At 37.5% G+C, this 15,971-nt stretch carries 16 protein-coding genes; all 16 read right to left on the bottom strand.

Features of this window, described 5'->3' with window-relative positions; all coding sequences use genetic code 11:
• Positions 1–159: 159 nt before the first annotated feature.
• Entirely contained in the window at positions 160–978 is an 819-nt protein-coding gene (locus M3210_RS00365) for a pyruvate, water dikinase regulatory protein (protein WP_251510081.1), read from the bottom strand.
• 16 nt (positions 979–994) lie between these two features.
• A complete protein-coding gene (gene ccpN / locus M3210_RS00360) occupies positions 995–1,627 on the bottom strand; it encodes a transcriptional regulator CcpN (RefSeq protein ID WP_251510080.1) in 633 nt (210 codons plus the stop codon).
• A 135-nt stretch (positions 1,628–1,762) separates the two neighbouring features.
• Entirely contained in the window at positions 1,763–3,841 is a 2,079-nt protein-coding gene (glyS, locus tag M3210_RS00355) for a glycine--tRNA ligase subunit beta (RefSeq protein WP_251510079.1), read from the bottom strand.
• Positions 3,834–4,721 (bottom strand): glycine--tRNA ligase subunit alpha, encoded by an 888-nt coding sequence (gene glyQ, locus M3210_RS00350; RefSeq protein ID WP_251510078.1) that lies wholly within the window; start codon positions 4,719–4,721, stop codon positions 3,834–3,836. The genes glyS and glyQ overlap by 8 nt, the downstream gene beginning before the upstream one ends.
• Before the next feature lie 394 nt (positions 4,722–5,115).
• The gene (gene recO, locus M3210_RS00345; RefSeq protein ID WP_251510077.1) at positions 5,116–5,865 is read right to left on the bottom strand and encodes a DNA repair protein RecO; all 750 of its coding nucleotides are present in this window, start codon (positions 5,863–5,865) and stop codon (positions 5,116–5,118) included.
• A gap of 30 nt (positions 5,866–5,895) precedes the next feature.
• Complete coding sequence (locus tag M3210_RS00340) at positions 5,896–6,057, bottom strand: YqzL family protein (RefSeq protein ID WP_251510076.1); 162 nt, start codon at positions 6,055–6,057, stop codon at positions 5,896–5,898.
• A gap of 93 nt (positions 6,058–6,150) precedes the next feature.
• Positions 6,151–7,053: a GTPase Era gene (gene era, locus M3210_RS00335; RefSeq protein WP_251511082.1), complete on the bottom strand. Its 903-nt coding sequence runs from the start codon at positions 7,051–7,053 to the stop codon at positions 6,151–6,153.
• Positions 7,054–7,327: 274 nt separating this feature from the next.
• Entirely contained in the window at positions 7,328–7,699 is a 372-nt protein-coding gene (locus tag M3210_RS00330) for a diacylglycerol kinase family protein (protein WP_251510075.1), read from the bottom strand.
• Complete coding sequence (gene ybeY / locus M3210_RS00325) at positions 7,689–8,156, bottom strand: rRNA maturation RNase YbeY (RefSeq protein ID WP_251510074.1); 468 nt, start codon at positions 8,154–8,156, stop codon at positions 7,689–7,691. The genes M3210_RS00330 and ybeY overlap by 11 nt, the downstream gene beginning before the upstream one ends.
• Positions 8,157–10,322, bottom strand: a complete 2,166-nt coding sequence (locus M3210_RS00320; RefSeq protein WP_349774297.1) for an HD family phosphohydrolase — start codon at positions 10,320–10,322, stop codon at positions 8,157–8,159.
• Between the two features lie 77 nt (positions 10,323–10,399).
• Positions 10,400–11,368 carry a PhoH family protein gene (locus M3210_RS00315; protein ID WP_251510073.1) on the bottom strand — a complete coding sequence of 323 codons (969 nt, stop codon included), beginning with the start codon at positions 11,366–11,368 and terminating at the stop codon, positions 10,400–10,402.
• Between the two features lie 2 nt (positions 11,369–11,370).
• Positions 11,371–12,594 (bottom strand): sporulation protein YqfD, encoded by a 1,224-nt coding sequence (gene yqfD / locus M3210_RS00310; RefSeq protein ID WP_251510071.1) that lies wholly within the window; start codon positions 12,592–12,594, stop codon positions 11,371–11,373.
• 16 nt (positions 12,595–12,610) lie between these two features.
• The gene (gene yqfC, locus M3210_RS00305) at positions 12,611–12,892 is read right to left on the bottom strand and encodes a sporulation protein YqfC (RefSeq protein ID WP_251510070.1); all 282 of its coding nucleotides are present in this window, start codon (positions 12,890–12,892) and stop codon (positions 12,611–12,613) included.
• Positions 12,893–13,020: 128 nt separating this feature from the next.
• The gene (locus M3210_RS00300; RefSeq protein WP_251510069.1) at positions 13,021–13,563 is read right to left on the bottom strand and encodes a YqfB family membrane protein; all 543 of its coding nucleotides are present in this window, start codon (positions 13,561–13,563) and stop codon (positions 13,021–13,023) included.
• 33 nt (positions 13,564–13,596) lie between these two features.
• Entirely contained in the window at positions 13,597–14,586 is a 990-nt protein-coding gene (floA, locus tag M3210_RS00295) for a flotillin-like protein FloA (RefSeq protein WP_251510068.1), read from the bottom strand.
• 24 nt (positions 14,587–14,610) lie between these two features.
• Positions 14,611–15,942 carry an NfeD family protein gene (locus M3210_RS00290; protein WP_251510067.1) on the bottom strand — a complete coding sequence of 444 codons (1,332 nt, stop codon included), beginning with the start codon at positions 15,940–15,942 and terminating at the stop codon, positions 14,611–14,613.
• Positions 15,943–15,971: the final 29 nt, after the last annotated feature.

Here is a 15,971-nt window from a genome sequence, read left to right as displayed (position 1 = left end):
ACTAAACAATGAATATTTATATGTTTACACAAAAAATCATTATAATACATTTTTCGCAGAATTTCTATCAAATTATACTTTTTCTACTCAAAAAGAAGAAAACATTCTACAAACAAAGGAAGTAGAATGTTTTCCTCGTGAATCTGCTTTAGAAATTCATTATTTATTTTCAGCTTTATTTTTAATCATTTGTAAAATAATATTAGCTGTTTCTTCAACTGCCTTATTTGAAACGTCAATAACGTCGCAACCTATCTTATCTACAACTTTATCAAAAAACTCAAGCTCTTGATTTATTCGTTTAATTGTAGCATAAGTAGCTTGGTTGCCAAGACCTAGAGCTTTAAGCCTTTCTTTGCGGATTTCATTCAATTTTTCAGGACTTATCCGAAGGCCGATACATTTATCCTTTGCGACTTCAAACAGTTCCTCTGGCGGATCCACTTCTGGAACAATTGGAACGTTAGCTACTTTAATCCGCTTATTAGCCAGGTATTGAGATAATGGTGTCTTCGAAGTTCTCGATACCCCGACCAAAACAATATCCGCCCGTGCAATTCCTCTAGGATCTCTTCCATCATCATATTTGACGGCAAACTCAATTGCTTCAACACGCTTAAAATAATCTTCATCTAGTTTATGTACGAGACCAGGCTGCAAATGCGGTTCGGTTCCAAAAAACCTCTCCATCGCCTCAATGGTTGGCCCCATAATATCCAGTGCCTCTACCCCAAGTTCTTTTGCTTGGCCATTCAGATAGTTTCTTAATTCAGGGTCAACCAATGTGAAACCGATCATCGCCTTCTTCTCCTTAGCGATCTGAAGATATTCGGAAATCGTCCCTTTATCTTCCACATATGGTACACGGCTAATTTTGAAACTTCCATTATTAAATTGACTCAATCCAGCTTTGATGACGAGTTCTGCTGTCTCCCCAACTGAGTCAGATAGAATATAAACGGTAGGTTGCTTACTCATCTTCTCCCCCCTAATATCAGTCAAAACGGTTTTCTTCCGTTAATTCAACAAGTGCCTTTGTCATGGAGGTTTTTGTTATTCGCCCCACAATCTCCAAGCCTTTTTCGGTATCTTTAACGACAGGCAAACCATCAATTTGTTTATTGATCAATTTAAGCGCTGCTTCAAGCAGTGAATCATTTTTTCTGCATACTGTTATATTTGGCATCCGAGTCATAATGATATGAACTGGTATTTCATTTAAACGTTGCTGACCAAGACTTGCTCTCAATAAATCCTTCCTTGAAAGGACACCAGTTAAACAAGAATGTTCGTTTACCACAAATAAAGTTCCAACATCTTCCAAGAACATCGTGGTAATCGCATCGTATATCGACGCATCTTCATTTACAGCTACTGGTACTTGTTGATAGTCTTGAACTTTTAGCTTTTTGATATTCTCTGTGAGTAATTCTGAACCAGTTTTCCCCGTGTAAAAATATCCAACACGGGGTCTTGCTTCAAGAAAACCAGCCATGGTAAGGATAGCAAGATCTGGCCGCAGAGTTGCTCTAGTCAATCCTAGCTTTTCAGCAATTTTTTCTCCAGTAATCGGACCATTCAGTTTTACAATTTCGATAATCTTGTCTTGTCGCTCACTTAATTCCATTTATTCACCACCTCTTAAAAGAGACATACTAATTAATGTATATTATACATTATTAAGCGGCGAAAAGGAATTATGCCATACTATTTCGCGGAAACAAATGTAATCCTTGAAATAATTTTGTACATTAAAAGGACATTAGAAACTCTGTTTCCATTCAATCATCGTCAAATCAGCAAACTCACGAATTAATACCGATATAACAGAAACAAGTGCCAATCGATTATTTCTTATTTCTATATTATCTGCCATGACCATATTATTGTCAAAGAATTGATGTATTGGATCAGCAAGTAATTCTAGCTGTTCAAAAGCTTTCAATCCTTCTTGTTTGTCATTATGGAATTCAAATGGTTGCTTTGATTTCAAGTATTGTTCATATAACTGCTTTTCCGAATCTGTTTCAAACAGGTCTGGATTTACTACATTTGATTCAGCCTTGTCTGCTAAATTCAAAATCCTAACAAGTGCTTCTTCTGTGGCTTTGAAGGATGCGTCCTGTCGCTTATTGGATAAGATTTTTGCTTTTTCTATGGAATAGTTGAAATTACCAATCTCTTCATTTAGAACCGCTTGAACCACATCCTGTTCGATACCTAATTCTTTTAGTAGGAAACCGGCACGTAGTTTGAAGAAATCATATATTTTATCTTGGTAATCCTGGTCTTTATCTAAATCTAGTTCATCATACAGATCAAAAGCTAATTTAAGCAATTCTTCCAATGTAATCTTCCATTTTCTATCTTCCAATATCCTTAACACACCTGCTGCCTGTCTTCGGAGTGCATAAGGGTCTTGGGAACCGGATGGAGTCAATCCAACTGAAATGATACCAACTATTGTATCGATTTTTTCTGCTACACTTAATACTGCTCCAATTTCTGTTGCAGGTAATTCACCATTTGCATGAGTTGGCATATACTGTTCTCTTAATGCAATTGCCACTTCATTTTCTTCTTTAAAATTAAGTGCATAAATCTCACCAATTATCCCTTGTAGCTCGGTAAACTCGTTTACCATGTTCGTCATTAAATCGAATTTCCCGATTTCTGCAGCTCGTATTGCATGTTTAGTCGCTTCATTAGGAAGTTCAAGTTTCTCAGCAATTTGTTGTGTTAAATTTCGTACTCGCTGAACTTTTTCTGCTACCGTTCCTAATTTTTCTTGGAACACAACGCGTTCTAATTTGTTTAAGTAGAAATCAATAGAATTCTTCTGATCTTCTTCGTAAAAGAATTCAGCATCTGCAAGTCTTGCCCTTAACACTTTTTCGTTACCCTTGACTACCGTTTGAAGTGCTGTTCCATTGCCATTTCTAACACCGATGAAATAAGGCAACAAGTTCCCATCTGAAGATTTTACTGGGAAATATCGTTGATGTTCTTTCATCGAGATGATTAATACATCGCTTGGGAGTTTTAAGAAACCTTCTTCAAAAGTACCTTGGAATACAGTTGGATATTCGACCAAGTTTGTAACTTCCGCTAACAAGTCGTTATCCACAATAATCTTATAGTTGTTTTCTTCTTCTAATGCTTTTATACCGTTTAAAATCTCTGTTTTTCTCTTTCCAGCATCAGCGATTACATAATTTTCCTCAAGTATTCTTTCGTATTCTTCTGCATCATTTATAGTCGTTGGTTTGCCTAAAAAACGGTGACCGTAAGTTACATTGCTTGTTCTTACTCCTGCGATTTCAAATGGTATAACTTCCTCTCCATACAGAGCCACTAGCCATCGGATCGGACGGGCGAATCGTAAAGATTGTTCTCCCCAACGCATATTACTGCTGAATGTAAGTGAAGTAATTATTTCCTTAAAGCCAGGTAGTATTTCCTTCGTTGGTTTACCCTCTATCCGCTTCGTTACAAATACATAGGATTTACCTTTGACTTCTTTTTCCACTAAATCTTCAACAGTTTTCCCTTGCCCCTTCGCAAAACCAATAGCTGCTTTTGTCCACTGTCCTTGCTCATCTTTAGCAATTGAGACAGCTGGACCCCTTGCTTCTTCCTCTATCGTAGATTGCACTTCAGCAATATCTCGTATCACGATGGAAATCCGTCTTGGAGTTGAATACGAAGTTATAGAATTATAAGATATTCTCGCTTCATTTAACCATGCGATAGTTTTATCTTTTAATTGCATTTCTGCATCATCGACAAATCGTGCTGGAAGTTCTTCAACACCGATCTCAAATAAAACATTATTAGCCATTTACCTCTCCTCCTTTTTTAAGCATTGGAAATCCTAATCTTTCCCTCTCTGTTACATAAGCTTTTGCAATGCTTCTAGCAAGATTTCTTACTCTTGTTATATATCCAGTCCGTTCGGTAACAGAGATTACTCCCCGAGCATCCAATAAGTTAAATGTGTGAGAACACTTTAAAACATAGTCATAGGCTGGGAATACAAGCCCTTTTTCCATGATACGCTTTGCCTCATTTTCATACTTCGAAAATAAATCAAATAACATGTCTGTATCTGATTCTTCAAAGGTATATGTAGAGTGTTCAAATTCAGGCTGGTAGAAAATATCACGGACAGTCACACCATCCGTCCATTCCAGGTCAAATACATTTTCCTTATCTTGTATATAAGACGCCAACCTTTCCACACCATAAGTCAACTCTACAGAAACAGGATTCGCTTCCAATCCTCCTATTTGTTGAAAATAAGTAAATTGGGTTACTTCCATACCATCCAGCCAGACTTCCCATCCCAATCCGGCTGCACCAAGCGTCGGATTTTCCCAGTTATCTTCAACAAAACGTATATCGTGTTTCAACGGGTCAATCCCTAGTTTTACTAACGATTCTAAATACAATTCTTGTATATTATCAGGAGATGGTTTCATAATTACCTGAAATTGATGATGTTGATACAAACGGTTCGGATTGTTACCGTATCTGCCATCAGCAGGTCGCCTTGATGGCTCCACATAAGCTACATTCCATGGTTCTGGCCCTAAACTACGAAGCAAGGTCATTGGTGACATGGTGCCGGCACCCTTTTCCGTATCATAAGCCTGAACAAGAATACAATTTTGTTCAGACCAATGTTTTTGCAAGGTTAAGATCATTTCTTGAATATTCATTACATTACCTCCAATATTATACGTAATAATTTAAAAGGGACGAGGAACATCTCCGTTGGTGAAACACTCCTACAAAAGCTAATTTAGCACTTATGCATTTTGCTTGAGAATATGATTACGTGTTTCTAAACGATAAAAAGCCGTCCCTATGCTTGCACAGCGCAAACATAGGGACGGCTTTCATACCGCGGTTCCACCCTATTTACCCGATTTTAGTAATCGAGTCACTTTATTGATTAGCTCAGGAGTGCCTTTCCTTACCATCAGTTTATCCAGCTTACACTATCCTGGACTCGCTATGGAAACTAATTTGATAAGTACTCTTTCCCTCATTGCTGATTATATTTATTGTGAATATGTAAAAGATGATAGACCAAAATGGTCGATATGTCAATTATATCCCTTTCAATTTATCCAATTGCTGGATAAACTTCTTGCTTTTTAAGAAGTAGCCACCATGACGGTCATAATACGCATCAATAATTTGTCTTAATAACTGTTTATTTTCTTGCTTAACGGAGATCTCACCGACCTGTTCAATACCAACGGACTGAAATAATTGCAAAAGTTTAACTTGAGTTTCTGTTAGATGAACTGCATTTTCATCTAAACGCCTGCAATTCCGGCAAAGAAAACCGCCTTCTCCTATCGAAAATACATAAGGCAATTCTGTACGCCCGCAATTGACACAATGTGATAAGGTCGGAGCAAATCCACCTTTTCTGAAGACTTTTAATTCATACATCATAACTGGTACTGCATATTCCTCTTTGTCGGCTATCCGAAGCATCGTTTGGTATAGTTGTTCATAAAGATATGGATCGGCAGATTTATCATCTATCAGTTTTTCCGTCAGTTCTGTCAAATATGCTGTAAAAGCAGTTTTTTCAATATCTTCCCTGATCGGACGAAATGAATCGATGATTTCCCCTTGCTGAATGGTACTTAAAGCTGAATTGACATACACAAAGAATTGCCCATGAATGAATGGCTGCGTTACAGCAGCCATTCTACTGCGTGGCTTTTTAGCACCTCTTGCCATCGCCGCAAATTTTCCTATTCTTTTACTAAAAATCGTGACAATCTTGTTTGTTTCTCCATAATCGACTGTTTTGATAATAATCCCTTCAATTTTCTCAAGCAAAGCTCGTCAGCTCTTTTCATATTTAATGCATTAAAACAATTTTTGAACAGTCTCGACATCGCTCATATTAGATAAATCAAATTCATTCCCTTGATCGTGATTTTCGCTTTTGACATTTTCTAGTTCCTTTAATAATAAATAGGTTTCAATGTTTCCTGTCTGACTAAATACTTTCCAAGTAATATCGAGCACAAGAAACCCCGCCTTTCTATTGTGGTTTGAAAATGTTTCTATTTCTAGATTGACCAGGAAGTTTAAAAAAATAAGTATTAAAATTTACCATGATTAATATTCATCTTTACGAAAGCCTAGTTCGTAAAGTTGACTTTGTTTGTTTCTCCAGTCTTTCTTCACCTTAACCCAAAGCTCCAGATAGACTTTTGAACCAAGAAGCACTTCAATATCTTTTCTAGCTTCTTGCCCAATCTTTTTCAACATACTTCCTTGCTTTCCAATAATGATTCCTTTTTGACTATTTCTCTCCGTAACAATAGTTGCCTGTATAAAGACCGTTTCGTCACTTCGTTTTTCCATATTTTCTAATGCGACAGCAATCGAATGAGGTACCTCTTCTCTCGTCAAGTGCAGTGCTTTTTCCCGAATCAGTTCAGTTATGATGAAACGTTCGGGATGATCAGTAACTTGATCGGCAGGATAATATTGTGGGCCTTCTGGAAGATATTTCTTTAATTCTCCTAGGAGACGATCAATATTATTACCTTGTAATGCGGAGATTGGAATAATCTCTTGGAAATCACTTTTTACCCTGTACTCATCAATAATACCCAGTAATTCTTCAGGCGAAACTAAATCAATTTTGTTTATGATTAAGAAAACAGGGCTTTTCACTGTTTTGAGACGATCAATAATAAATTGATCTCCTCTGCCATAGCCTTCATCTGCATTTATCATAAACAAGACAGCATCAACTTCATTTAATGTGTTTTCCGCAATTTTCATCATAAAATCACCGAGTCGATGTTTGGGTTTATGGATACCAGGAGTATCTATAAATATCATTTGATAGTCTTCTGCGGTTAGTACACCTTGTATTTTATTTCTAGTTGTTTGTGGTTTATCACTCATTATGGCGATTTTTTGACCGATGACATGATTAAGAAAAGTTGATTTCCCGACATTCGGTCTACCAATGATAGCGATAAAACCTGATTTATAATTGGAATCCATTTGAAGATCCTCCATGATGATTGTTTTTTTAATATTTAAATGTTGTTGTGGGTAGATTAGTTCCATCAATTTCCCACTTACAGCTGCTACGACCAGCAACTATTAGCAAAGAAAAACTGTGCGTCGCTAATCAGTCGCTTACACTTTTTTATATCATACTATAAAATAGCTTGCATTTCATATTTTCGACAAAAGTTGTAAAAACTTCTAATAATTTGCTGCAGGATGAAGGATGGGTTGCAGACAGGACATATCCTAGTCCTGCCTGATGGAGTTACAAGAGGATATTTATCTTTGGCAGAAAAATAAGTAATCCAACGACGACAGCGACAATCGCACTTACCAGTACTGCTCCTGCGGCAGCATCCTTAATGAAACGGGCACTTGGGTGATATTCAGGCTTCAGGTAATCAATCGTCTTTTCTATCGCCGTATTGATTAATTCGCTTATTAATACCATTCCAACAGCAAAGCTGATCAGCACCCATTCCATTATGGTTAGACTCAACATAAAGCCGACAATAATGACGAGCAAGGCTGCAAAAGAATGAAATCGAAAATTCCACTCCGATTTCCACACACCTATAAGTCCGGCAAACGCATGAAGAAAGCCTATATGACCCTTCTTCCCTTTTTTATCTTTCAATTCCAAACTCACTCAATATCTCATTTTGTCTAGCAAACATTTCCTTTTCCTCTTCTTCGGTTAAGTGATCATACCCTAAAAGATGGAGAAATCCGTGAATCGTTAAAAATGATATTTCTCTTTCTAGCGTATGACCGTACTCTTCCGCCTGTTCCTTTGCTCGATCAATTGATATAACGATATCACCAAGAATAGTAGGAATATCTTCTTCTCCGTAGATATGCAGTTCCCCATCGACTTTTTCCTGAATTGCAAACGATATGACATCAGTCGGTTCATCTTTTTGTCGGTAATTTCTATTCAATTCCTGTATTTCTTTATCATCAACAATATTGACAGACATCTCCGCTTCTTGCGATACCCCTTCTTTCTTCCGTGCAAACTCCAGAAGTCTTTGCAAGAGATCGAAATATTCAGTGGGTAGTGAATTAGTTTCATCATGAAAATCAATATACATTTAATTTGCCTCCTTATCCTTTGTAGGATACTGAATTCGTGAATGGAAAAATCCTTTTAATGACTCACAAATGGTAGTTTGAATTACTTTTAGTTCTGTTAATGTTAATGGACTTTCGTCTAATTGTCCATCAGAAATTCGGTCATTCATAATAGAAGCCACTATTTCCTCAATTTTATCTTCAGTAGGTTCATTTAGTGACCGGACCGCAGCTTCTACCGAATCACATATGCTGATGATTGCAGCCTCTTTAGTAGCGGGCTTTGGACCTGGATAACGGTAATCCGTCTCTAATACTTCGGAATTTTGTTGTCTTTCCTTATGATAGAAAAACTTTAAAAGTGAGGTGCCGTGATGGGTCTTAGTAATTTCAATAATTTCTTTAGGAAACTTATTCTGCTTTAACATCTCAGCTCCATCATATGGATGGCTTATAATAATTTTAGCACTCTCTCTTGGATCCATTTGATCATGAGGATTACGATTTGTTAATTGATTTTCGATAAAGAATTGTGGCCTCACGGTTTTACCAATATCATGATAATACGCACCAACCCTTGCCAATAAGCCGTTAGCTCCAATTGCTTCACAGGCCGTCTCACTAATATTGGCTACCATAACCGAATGATGGTAGGTACCCGGCGCCTCTACTAAAAGTTTTTTTAATAGCGGCTGATTAGGGCTCGAAAGTTGCAACAGTTTAACATCAGATAATATTCCTAGACTAGTTTCAAAGAAAGGCAACAATCCAATCGTCAAAACCGCAGACAAGAACGCTGAAACCATCCCATAGGATGAATAGATGAAGAAGTCCATCACGGTATATTTTTCAAAGGACAAGAATAAAAATAATAGTACCGTGATGATGTTAACGAGAATAATCGCTATTCCCGACTTTAAAATCGCCAACCGATCCTTAACCCGAGGGAAGAAAAGTATTCCAGCCAGCTGCGAAAAGAAGAAATAAATTCCTGCTTCTATATTTAACGCCCCAGGAATAAATCCATTGAATATGACTGTCCCAAGGATTGCATATACGCCTGCCATAATAATCGCTAATCTTTCACTTATAAATAGCTTGATGAGAAGTGTACCCATGGCAATTGGCATCAAATAAAACAAATGATTATTCTCTGTAGAATATAAACTCACGACTTTCATTAAAGATATAACTATTACACTAATAATTAGGATGGCAGCTAAAATACGTTTATCGAATGAATTTGATTTGACCAATTTATTAATCTCAATTACGGAAATCCCGCCAAGGATGAATAATAACAAAATTAACCCTAATACCGGGTAGAAATTACGTTCACCATCCAATAGTCCCACTAGTCTCAGTTGTTCGTAAATTTCATTCGTAATTACTTGACCTTCACTGACAATGATTTCCCCAGCTTTTATCATCTCAGGATCTACATTGCTTGCGGCAATCTTCCTCGCTTCATTTGTCGCTTCTAAATCAAAGAATGAATTTTCCGTCACTATAAAGGTCGATAAATTGATTAATGCGTCTTTAACGATAGGTTCTAGATTTGAATATTTTATTTCATCTTGAACTAACCCACGAGCTGTTTGCAGGTTCTCTATCCTGACACCGTTTTCCATAACCTCTAACGTCGATTCAATGAAGAGTTTTTTTGCTTCTTTGAGTTCATTACTAGGCTGAGAAAGCAATGTGCGAAATACTTCAGCATCCACTCCAAGGACTATGTCCTCTGAAAGAACTTGACGTAATCGTTCAATTTTCTCATCAAGGGATAGCCCTTCTTCGTTTACAGCTTCCTCTTTCTCTCCGTCTTCTTGATCCTCAGCTTCATTTTTATTATCTTCATTCAATGTTAAAATAGCATCAAATATTTCTTCACTATATCCGATTCTTTCGTTGATAACCTGTTCTGAAATGGAATAGCGATCACCAACCTGTTGTACCGCTTCCCTCGTTTTCCTTTCCGTTTCATCCTCATTTTCAATGGTAACAGGTGAGCGAATCGTTGTGTTGGCTGTAGCAAAACGTTGAAGATCATAAGTCTCTGTATATACATTATTCAATGATAGGAAAAAGAAAAATAGGCTTTGTATGAGCACTATTATAACAATCAAAAATATACTCGTCCGATTTTTCAACCAGTTCTTCATCTGATCAATGAACTTGTTTTTCACTTTCTCACCCCTTTGTCCATAGCAAAAAGAACCTGTCTTCCAGGCCTACAGCACAAATAAGACCTACAAAGCAGGTCTTACTGATTTGTGTTTTCTTTGTCATAAGCACGGATTATTTTCTGTACAAGTGGATGACGTACAACATCAGAGTCATCTAAATAAATAAAGGAAATGCCTTCAATGCCTCTAAGCAGCTGTTCTGCCACCCGGAGACCAGATGCTACTCCTTTCGGGAGATCAATTTGGGTAACATCCCCAGTTATCACCATTTTAGATCCAAATCCCAAACGTGTTAAAAACATCTTCATTTGTGCAGGTGTGGTGTTCTGAGCTTCATCTAAGATGACAAAAGCATCATCTAAGGTTCTTCCTCGCATATAGGCAAGAGGAGCAATTTCAATTGTTTCCCGTTCAATTAACCGAGTAGTGTGTTCTGCACCTAAAACATCGTGTAAAGCATCATATAACGGCCTTAAGTAGGGATCAACCTTTTCTTTCAAATCTCCTGGCAGGAAACCTAAGCTTTCTCCTGCTTCAACAGCTGGCCTTGTTAGAATGATCCTTTTTACAAGCCCCTTTTTTAATGCGTCTACAGCCATTACAACTGCCAGATAAGTCTTTCCCGTACCAGCTGGGCCAAAACCGAACACCAAGTCGTTTGAACGAATTCGCTCAATATAATTTTTTTGTCCTAGTGTTTTTACTCGAATGGATTTACCTTTTACATTTTTTGTGATTTCGTCTTCAAACATTGCTTCAAACTGATTAATATTCCCTTTTCTTGCCATCTCAACGGCATAGCCTATATCTCTTTCGGAAAAACTGATTCCTTTTTGAATTAAAGAAAGCAATGAAAAAAGGACTTCCTGTAATACTTGTACGGCTTCCTCACTTCCAGAAGCTTGGACTTTTTCACCACGAGAAACGATGCGTATGTCCAATAAAGACTCTAATTGCTTTAAATACTTGTCATTATTTCCAAATAGCGCAAGAGCCTCAGTTGGATCTTGTAATTGTAAGTCGATATCAGTTAAGTTTCCTGTCATACTTAATCTCCTTGGTTTATCGGTTGTTCAATCGCTATATTTTCTTCCACTGTAATATACAAGCTTAGTTTAACTTTACCATGCCGGTTAGTTTCATGCAAAACTTTTTCTGATATAATTCTTGCATCATTTCCCAACTTTCTATATAAATCTTCCTTCGCCTGTTGTATACCGGCCTCAATTGCTTGTTCTCGTGTCCTCTCTGTAATCTTAGATGTACTTTCCATTCTTTTTTCCTTAACAATGTATAGTGGAAATTCCCAACCAAATATCTCTAATTTTTTTTCATCAATCTCCTTTATTTCATCATCAAATTCTTTTTTGTTCCATGGCCAGATTGGGAATGTATACGATCCAATCCCAAAGCGATAATTCTCATCTATATTTCCAGTCAATTCTATATGCTCGGATTGTAAAGGTATAAGAACTTCTGCGCGATACCATGTAGTAGCGATAACTTCCCCCTCTGAAGCAAGGTATTCATAATATACCTCTTCATTTTCCTCTTCTTTCGTTTTTTCCATATTCAGCTTTTCAATCGCTCCTGATACAAGTATTTTTCCTTTCTCCACAAAATCATTAACCCTAACTTGAGGCAAGCCTTTCTTTACATACATACTCTTGATTACTCCACTTTTGTTCGCAACCAAATGCCTAGGACTTTTCTTTTCCTCATCCTTTACAATCAATTTCTCTACACCTTCTAAATAAAAGCTTGTCCCTCTTTTTTCAATACCAACCCAAAGCAATTCGGGGACGTCCTCCAACAATAATTGTTGGATTTGATTGGGGGAATCGACAGTGAATGTAAAAGCACCGGGATGGACGCCGTAACTGGATAATCTTTCATAAATTTTATTTTCCAATTCTTCTGGAACGCCGGTTACTGTAACTTGCCAAATCATATTGGAAAGCATAAAAAATAAAAGCACACTAAGAAGCAAGCCAAATAGAAGTGGTTTTTTCCTCTTAGCTTTTTTATTGAGAAATGGAATTCCATACTTTTTCTTAAAATATATTTTATAATTACTTCCATGTCTTAACTTTTTTATCTTCTGAACGTCTTTTAATTGGACCATCGCCGTACATTGATTAGTGCTCTGCTTTTGGATTTCCCATAGCATAATACCGTTCGCTGCACATGTTTGTAAAAAACGTTCGGGATATTCTCCATTTACTTGAATTTGCAGATAGCCTGAAATATAGGACCCTTTTACAGTCTTCATATATCCTCCTTTGCAATCAGCTTGGTAAATATTTTACTTCTTCAATTTCTCCTTCTAATAAAATTTCTTCTGGTAACATTTGTTTTAATACAAACGAAGATCCCAAAATTTGTACATATCCATTTGTAGTTTTTACTTTGAGTTCGGTTTCTGAGTATGTTTCCAGCCCTTTATGATTTTCAATATACAAGTGAAAATTTCCAATCATGGTTAGCCTTGGTAATTCAAGTAAAACATCAGAAGGAAGTGATAGGTAATCAACCATTAAGTTACGCAATCGTAGATGCCATTTTTTCACTGATACATCCCCCTCCTCTTTATATGTATGAAATGAAAATTTAATTAAGACCATTAGAAAAGACAAAAAACCATCAGTAGACAATAGATTAAACATTGTACTGATGGTTTTTATAATAATATATCATTTTACTTTTTGTAACGTTCTAAAGTCGGACTTTCAAACGGCTTTAATGAGCGTGGTTTCCCTAATACTTCCGCCATAATGATGCCATTGATCAAACCTTTATTTTTTAAACTTTTCCGGATATCTTTACGCAATATTTCTTGCTCTTCGGAAAAGTATTTCGCTGGTTGTAATGAACCTGACTCTGTTAAATCTTGACCTATTTGATTACTAGTAACGGCTTTTTCGTCAGGCGAAGTTGACCTGCCAAATCTCTCTTGCAGACGCTCCATTTGAGCCTTTTGTTCCGCCTCAATGGAATCTGCAACAGTGACCTGAGGTTTAGCAGGCTGTTCTGCTTGCCTCCTTGGACTCTCTATTGGACGTTTAGTTTCAGTCCGAGTTCGGCTTGGTGCAGGTACCGGTTGCCGTTGCGGAGTATTAGTTTTAACTGGACGCTGCTTCTTTTTTTGTTCTTCCTTGTTACTGCCCAGGAAACCGATAATTCCTGAAATTATAATGAAAATCAGGAAAATGTTATCTAAGATTAGATCCAAAAAACCCATTACTTCCCTCCTTTACAGGAAACAAAGAAGTGCTTATTGATTGTTGTCATCATTGTCTTCTGTCAACTTACCGATCGTATCTCTCATTTCTGTATCTGCACTAATGTTACGATAGTTCATATAATCCATAACACCCATGTTTCCTGAACGGAGTGCTTCTGCCAATGCGCGAGGTACATCTGCTTCTGCTTCCACAACTTTCGCACGCATTTCTTGGGTTCGTGCAACCATTTCCTGTTCTAATGCGACTGCCATTGCACGGCGTTCTTCCGCTTTCGCCTGGGCTATATTCTTATCTGCTTCCGCTTGATCAATTTGTAATGTAGCACCAATGTTCTTACCAATATCTACATCTGCAATATCAATGGACAGAATTTCAAATGCTGTTCCTGAATCTAGTCCTTTAGCCAGTACAGTTTGTGAAATGGAATCTGGATTTTCAAGTACTTGTTCATGCGTATTAGAACTACCAATTGTACTGATAACACCTTCACCAACACGGGCGATTACTGTTTCTTCACCCGCTCCCCCAACAAGTCGGTCAATATTTGCACGAACCGTAATTCTCGCTAAAGCTTTTACCTCAATACCATTCATTGCAATACCAGCAATAAACGGCGTTTCAATTACTTTGGGGTTAACACTCATTTGTACAGCTTCTAATACATCACGTCCAGCAAGATCAATTGCTGCGCCTCTTTCAAATGGAAGTTCAATATTGGCACGGTGAGCAGCAATCAATGCATTTACTACCCTATCTACGTTACCACCAGCAAGGTAATGGCTTTCAAGCTGATTAATTGCTACATTAAGTCCTGCTTTGTGTGCTTTTATTAACGGGTTTATTACTCTGCTCGGTACAACTCGACGTAATCGCATTCCGATCAAAGTAAAAATACTAACCTTTACCCCAGCTGCAAGTGCACTAATCCAAAGTGCTACTGGAATAAATGTAAATAGAATTGCTACTGCTATTACAATAACAGCAATAATAATAATTGGTAGAATTTCAAAACCACCCATAATTCTTTCCTCCTAATTGTGTATTTATTTTATTATTTCTCTTACAACTACTCGCATTCCTTCAACTTTGGTGACTTTTATCGTCTTTCCTTCTTCAATAAAACTGCCTTCCGAAACGACATCTATTTTTTCATCTGCAAACATTCCAGTTCCTGAAGGACGTAATGGAGTTAAAGAAACACCTTCCATACCAATCAATTCCAGACGGTTCACGGATGAAACATAGCCTAATTCTGTGGATGTTTGGTCTTTTAGAATAATATGACGGAAGATACCTTTATCCATACCGATTCTCCGGTATAAATAGATGGCGGCCACGATAGCGACAATAAAAGCAATACTGATACTCAAGGCCATATGTCCCATATCATAACCTGACATCATTAAGGATCCGAGGATAGCACCAATTCCCAGCAAACCAACAATGCCACCTGGTAAAAAGAACTCCGCAATAACTAGTATGATTCCAAGTATCAGAAGAATTATCGCTTCCATTCCAGCCAAACCGGCAACGATATGGCCATAGAAAAATAGGAATAATGCAATGAGTCCCATAGTACCCGGCACACCAAAACCCGGCGAATATAGTTCAAGCACAAGACCAAGACTGGCGACGGATAATAAAATCGGTATAACCAGCGGGTGGGTTAAAAAACGCGCAATCTCCTCTGCAATAGTCGTTTCAGTTTCAACAATGGTTGCATTTGTTAAATCAAGCTCCGCTAAAAGTTCTACACGATGATTGACAATTCCTTCAGCATAGCCAACTTCGACAGCTTCACTTGGACCAAGGGTTAGAAATTTCCCTTCTGCTGCACCGTATTCCGGTAAGTCAATAGAAGGATCGGCCATTGCTGCGGCATATAACGGATCTCTTCCCTTTGATTCAGCCGCACTCCGCATTGCCGCTATCCAAGCTGATTGCGCCTTTTCATCTGCAGCATTACCATCCCCGGTAATGACACCACTCGCTCCCATCGTTGCTTGAGGCTTAAAATAGATATTATCAGTATTGAGTGCTATATATGAGCCAGCAGATAATGCTTCATGAATAACAAATGAAGTTGTAGGAATTTCCAGGTTTTGTAACAACTCGGCAATTTGACCTGCAGAATCAACTCTTCCACCAGGAGTATCAATTTCAAAAATAATATGATCGGCATTTGCCTCAATTGCTTCATTCGTGGTTCTAGTTAAAAAAGCTTCGAGTCCTCGTTCGACTTCACGCTCTATCGGAATAACATAGACGATTTTCCCCGTCCCATCACCATGTACTTTTTCTCCGAACAAAGGGAAGGAAACAAGTCCTACAATGAAAATAATGAGTATGTAGTGTAATATCTTTTTGGCAGGCAACTTTAACACCCCCTTTATATTTACCTATT

The sequence above is a fragment of the Oceanobacillus luteolus genome (assembly GCF_023715655.1).
Classification (GTDB): Bacteria; Bacillota; Bacilli; order Bacillales; family Amphibacillaceae; genus Oceanobacillus; species Oceanobacillus luteolus.
Note: the sequence above shows the minus strand (reverse complement) of the source record. Positions and strands in the feature narration are given on the sequence as shown.